This window comes from Nocardioides sp., assembly GCF_031397825.1.
Classification (GTDB): Bacteria; Actinomycetota; Actinomycetes; order Propionibacteriales; family Nocardioidaceae; genus Nocardioides.
Genome location: NZ_JANNML010000157.1, coordinates 1 through 4,667, shown reverse-complemented (window position 1 = coordinate 4,667; position 4,667 = coordinate 1). Strand labels below are relative to the sequence as shown.

Here is a 4,667-nt window from a genome sequence, read left to right as displayed (position 1 = left end):
CGCCGGCCGGCGGGGGCGGCCATTTGGTGCCGGGGGCGCCCCGGGCGGGGGGGCCCGGGCCCCCAATTGGCCCCGACTCGGCAGTGTGGTCAGACGCGCTCGAGGATCAGCGCCATGCCCTGACCGCCACCGACGCACATGGTGATGAGGCCGGTGGACTTGTCGTGCCAGTCGAGCGAGTTGATCAGCGTGTTCTGCAGCCGGGCGCCCGTCATGCCGAAGGGGTGACCCACGGCGATGGCGCCGCCGTTGACGTTGAGCCGGTCGATGTCGATGCCCAGGTCCTGGTAGGACGGCACGACCTGGGCCGCGAAGGCCTCGTTGATCTCGACCAGGTCGATGTCGCCGATGCTCATGCCGGCGTACTTGAGGGCGTTCTTCGTCGCCTCGACGGGGCCCAGGCCCATGATCTCGGGGGACAGGCCGCTGACGCCGGTGGAGACGATGCGCGCCAGCGGGGTGAGACCGAGCTCGGCGGCCTTGGTGTCGGACATGATGACGACCGCGGCCGCGCCGTCGTTGAGGCCGCAGCAGTTGCCGGCCGTGACCAGTCCGTCGGGGCGGAAGACCGGCTTGAGGTCCTTGATGCCGTCGTAAGTGACGCCGGCGCGGGGGCCGTCGTCGACACTGACCACGGTGCCGTCGGGCAGCGTGACCGGGGTGATCTCGCGGGCCCAGAAGCCGTCGTTGATGGCCTTCTCGGCGAGGTTCTGCGAGCGCACGCCGAACTCGTCGAGCTCCTGGCGCGACAGGCCCCGCAGGCGCGCGACGTTCTCGGCGGTCTGGCCCATCGCGATGTAGGCGTCGGGCAGGAGGCCGTCCTCGCGCGGGTCGTGCCAGTCGACGCCGCCCTCGGCGGTCGTGTCGGTGCGGGCCTTGGCCTCGTCGAAGGCGTGGTTGTGGGTGTCGGGCCAGTGGTCGGAGGTGCCCTTCATGAAGCGGGAGACCGTCTCGACGCCGGCGGAGATGAACACGTCGCCCTCGCCGGCCTTGATCGCGTGGAAGGCCATGCGGGTGGTCTGCACCGACGAGGCGCAGTAGCGCGTGACGGTGGCACCGGGGACGGCGTCCATGCCGTTGAGCACGTTGACGATGCGCCCCATGTTGTTGCCGGACTCACCGCCGGGCAGACCGCAGCCCAGGTAGAGGTCGTCGACCGTGTTGGGGTCGAGCGCCGGGATCTTGTCGAGCGCGGTCTTGACGATGGTCGCCGCCAGGTCGTCAGGACGCAGGTCCTTGAGCGACCCCTTGTTGGCGCGGCCGATGGGCGAACGCGCAACGGAAACGATGACTGCCTCGGGCATGGACGGATCTCCGATCTCGGGTGGGTGATGCGGTGGTCAGACTAGAACAGGTCGTCAGGCGGGCTGGGCGGTGCTCAGGGGATGCATCGCGAGGGCGAGGGAGCGAGCCAGGTAGACGCGTCGCTCGTCGACCGGTCGCAGCAGCGCCGAGAGCAGGATCCCGTCGAAGGAGGCCATCATGGCCTCCGCGCGGTCGTGGGCCTGGTCCTGCCCGTGACCCGCCAGGATCTCGGCCACGACCCCCACGATCCTGGTGCGCTCGCGGCCCAGCAGGGTGGCGAGCTCGGGGTCCCGGGCGGCCTCCATGGTGAGCTCGACCTTGGCGAGGACCAGGGCGCGCTCGTCGAGCCACCGGGCGAACATCGCGAGCACGAGCTCGACGGTGCGCGGGTCCTCGGGCGTGCAGTCGGCGATCTGCTCGAGCAGCTCGTCGACGTCCTGGCCGACCTGGCCGGCGACGTGCTCGGTGAGCGCGAGCTGGAGGGCACGCCTGGTCCGCAGGTAGGCCGAGGTGCTGCCCTGCGGCAGTCCGGCCGCGCGGTCGACCGCGCGGTGGGTGAGGCCGCGCAGACCCTGCTCCACGACGACCGCGGTGGCGGCGTCGAGGATCGCGCGGCGGCGCGGGGAGAGCTGCGTGATCGTCATGGGTCCTTCGCATGGAGGTCAGGTGGCGGAGCCCACAGTAGCGATCCTTGTGCTGGCTATTCTACAGGTGTAGTTTTCTACACAAGTAGAAACTACATCCGTAGAAAGTTGCTGACCATGTCCTTCGACCTGCTTCCCACCATCACTCCCTTCGCGATCACGTTCCTCGCCGTCGCCGGCCTGGCGATCGTCGCGGCCCTGGCCGTCATGACGGACTTCGTCGTCGGCAACCGCCGCGTGCGCGTCGCCCGTCACGAGTCGATCCGCACCTACTACGGCCGGCTCGCGCTCAGCCACTGACGACCGGGCGACTCTCCGGGACTCGATCTGCGAGAGTCGGGGCGTGCGCCACGTCTACGAGTGCCCCCTGCGGTGGGCAGACCTCGACCTCCAGGGTCACGTCAACAACGTGGTCTACGTCGACTACCTCCAGGAGGCGCGGGTCGACATGCTCCGCACGCACGCCCCGGAGCCCCGCACCGAGGAGCTCGCCGAGGGTGTCGTGGTGGTCCGGCACGAGGTGACCTACCGGGCGCCCCTGCAGTACGTCCGCGCCAGCGTGAAGATCGAGTCGTGGATCACCGAGATCCGTGCGGCCTCCTTCACGATGGCCTACGAGGTCTACGACGAGGCGCCGGACGAGGAGTCCGGGCGCACCGTCTACCTGCGGGCAGCGACCGTGCTGACGCCGTACGTCTTCGCCACCGAGCGCCCCCGGCGCATCTCCCCGGAGGAGCGCGAGGCGCTCACCCGCCTCCTCGAGCCCGTCGAGCGCGAGCGCTCGGTGCCGCTGGCGCCGGTGGAACGCGAGGGCGCCAGCCCCTACCGCCTCCACGTGCGGTTCTCCGACGTCGACGTCTACGGCCACGTCAACAACGTGAAGTACTTCGAGTACTTCCAGGAGGCGCGGATCCGCCTTCACGCCCGCCTCCTGCGCGGCGTCGAGGGGCTCGCGCACCCGACGATGGTGGTCGCCCAGACCGACGTCGACTACCGGGTGCCGATCATGTTCCGCCCCGAGCCGTACGACGTGTGGTCGCGCATCGTGCGGGTCGGGGAGCGCTCGATGACCGTCGAGTCCGAGATCTGCGACGCTGACGTCGTCCTGTCGCGAGCGCGGGTCGCCATGGTCTTCGTCGATCCCGTCACGGGTCGGGCCATCGCGCCGGACCCCGCCTACCGCGAGCTGCTCACCTCGACCACGTGAAGACCTCCCGTGGTCCGATGCGGAACACCTGGCCCTCGGTGCCGCTGACCTCGAGCCGCAGGTAGCGATCCCGGTCGCTGCCGTTGTAGCCGTAGACCCCGACCGACCCGTCGGTCCTGCGGAAGCCCACGGAGACCACGTCGAGCGGGCTGCTCACGTCGAGCACCGTCGAGCCGCCGCGAGCCGCCCGGCTGAGGTGGGCGAGCACGTAGTACTCCGGCTCGGCGTAGTGCCTGTCCCCGTCGACCGTCATCAGCCCACGGCAGGTCCCGCAACCGCCGAAGGCGCCTCGCTGCCCGGGGGAGAGCGCGAGGTTCCACATCAGGAGACCGGTGGAGCCGGCCGCGATCGACTGGTCGATCAGCACGCGGGAGTCCCAGGTGACGGTGCCGACAGCTGAGTCGTCGGTGCCGGTGCACTCGTCCATGATCCACGGGGCGTCCAGGCCGGTTGCCTGGGAGGGGATGCCCTCGTAGCAGTGGAAGGCGACGGCGTCGTAGGCCCCCGGTGCGGTCCGGAGCGCCCTGGCCGCCCGACCAGTGTCGCTCCAGTTGTGGTCGAGCGCCCAGAGGTCGACACCGAGCCGCCCGACCCGGGGTCCGACCCGCTGCGCCAGCCGACCCAGCTGGCCGTCGCCGACCAGCATCGTGGGGTAGTCGCTGGCAAGACCGGGCTCGTTGGCCAGGGTCAGGGCCCTCACCGGGAAGTCGTGGCGGCGCAGCCACCGGACCTGACCGACCAGCAGCGCCGCGTAGGACGTGACGGCGTCGTCGCGCAGGTGGCCGCCGAACCAGGTCGGGCGGTCCTTGAAGCGCGGGGGAGCCGACCACGGCGTCGCCACGATCTTCAGGCCCGGGTTGACCGTCAGGACCTGGTCGCGCAGGAAGCGCAGGGTCCTCAGGGCCGGGGGGCTCGGGACCACCGTGCCCTTCCGCACCTGCCAGCCCCAGGTCCTGCTCGAGAAGTCGGTGGCGGAGAGCGGGAGCCGCAGCCACTGCAGGCGTGCGCCTCGCTCGGACGCGGGATCGAACAGGAGACGGATCAGGTCCGGACGGCCTTCAAGGTGCGCCACCGACGCGTCGGTGAGCGCGGCCCCGACCCCGGTCCACTGCTGGCCCGACGAGGCCGGGTCGACCGTGACCGTCTCGACCGCCCCGCGGAGGAGGACGGAGTCCGGCTCCAGGGGCTGCCGCGCGGCAAGACGGACGCCGCCGTCGTGGGGCGAGCTCACCAGGACCGAGCCGGTGGGCGCTGCCTGGCGCAGGTCACCGCTGGGCCGGGAGGTCGTGTCGACACCCGCCGTCACCCGACCTGCCTGCCACGACTGGCTTCCGGCGACACCGAGCACCAGGGCGCCGGCGACCACGGCCGACAGCACGACCGATGCGAGCCGCGATCGTGCCTGACGCGCCGTCACAGACCACTCCTGAGCAGTAGGTCCGGTGCTCGACCGATGAGGGACCAGTCTGGCAGGAAAGTCCAGTCCCTGCACGGGTTCTGAGGCGGAAGAG

The 4,667-nt window shown here is 70.8% G+C and carries 5 protein-coding genes; 2 read left to right on the top strand and 3 right to left on the bottom strand.

Annotation, left to right across the window (positions count from 1 at the left end; genetic code table 11):
- Nucleotides 1-89: 89 nt before the first annotated feature.
- Nucleotides 90-1,304, bottom strand: coding sequence for an acetyl-CoA C-acetyltransferase (locus RMN98_RS13660; RefSeq protein WP_309649369.1), 1,215 nt, complete (start codon nt 1,302-1,304; stop codon nt 90-92).
- Nucleotides 1,305-1,358: 54 nt separating this feature from the next.
- Nucleotides 1,359-1,949 (bottom strand): TetR family transcriptional regulator C-terminal domain-containing protein, encoded by a 591-nt coding sequence (locus tag RMN98_RS13655; protein WP_309649368.1) that lies wholly within the window; start codon nt 1,947-1,949, stop codon nt 1,359-1,361.
- Between the two features lie 117 nt (nt 1,950-2,066).
- On the opposite strand from RMN98_RS13655, the gene RMN98_RS13650 reads away from it, so the two are divergent.
- On the top strand, nt 2,067-2,249 hold the full coding sequence (locus RMN98_RS13650) for a hypothetical protein (protein WP_309649367.1): 183 nt from the start codon (nt 2,067-2,069) through the stop codon (nt 2,247-2,249).
- A 43-nt stretch (nt 2,250-2,292) separates the two neighbouring features.
- Nucleotides 2,293-3,156 (top strand): thioesterase family protein, encoded by an 864-nt coding sequence (locus RMN98_RS13645; RefSeq protein WP_309649366.1) that lies wholly within the window; start codon nt 2,293-2,295, stop codon nt 3,154-3,156.
- Here RMN98_RS13645 and RMN98_RS13640 read toward each other — a convergent pair.
- Nucleotides 3,140-4,573 (bottom strand): hypothetical protein, encoded by a 1,434-nt coding sequence (locus RMN98_RS13640; RefSeq protein WP_309649365.1) that lies wholly within the window; start codon nt 4,571-4,573, stop codon nt 3,140-3,142. The genes RMN98_RS13645 and RMN98_RS13640 overlap by 17 nt on opposite strands.
- Nucleotides 4,574-4,667 lie beyond the last annotated feature (94 nt).